Annotated in this window: 1 pseudogene; it reads left to right on the top strand. The window is 68.0% G+C overall.

The features are described 5' to 3' along the window. Nucleotides 1–441: pseudogene (locus tag MRBLMD1_RS05470) on the top strand (pyruvate dehydrogenase (acetyl-transferring), homodimeric type); the annotation flags it as partial.

Here is a 441-nt window from a genome sequence, read left to right as displayed (position 1 = left end):
AGTGGGTTGAGTCCCTGGACGCGTTGATCAGGGAACAGGGCACCGAGCGTGCCCAATACATCATGCGGAGCCTGCTGCAGCGCGCCGGCGCGCAGAGCGTGGGTGTGCCGATGGTGACCACCACCGACTACGTGAACACGATCCCGGTGGACCAGGAAGCTGCGTTCCCGGGCAACGAGGAGTTCGAGCGCCGCTACCGGGCGTACATGCGGTGGAACGCCGCGGTCATGGTGCACCGGGCGCAGCGGCCCGATGTCGGAGTCGGCGGACACATCTCCACCTACGCCGGGGCCGCGACCCTGTACGAGGTCGGCTTCAACCACTTCTTCCGCGGCAAGGACCACCCCGGCGGCGGGGACCAGGTCTTCTTCCAGGGCCACGCCTCCCCCGGCATGTACGCCCGGGCGTTCATGGAAGGACGCCTGTCCGAGGAAGACCTGG

Source organism: Pseudarthrobacter sp. LMD1-1-1.1 (assembly GCF_040676255.1).
GTDB lineage: Bacteria > Actinomycetota > Actinomycetes > Actinomycetales > Micrococcaceae > Arthrobacter.
This window is presented reverse-complemented; position numbering and strand designations above follow the sequence as displayed.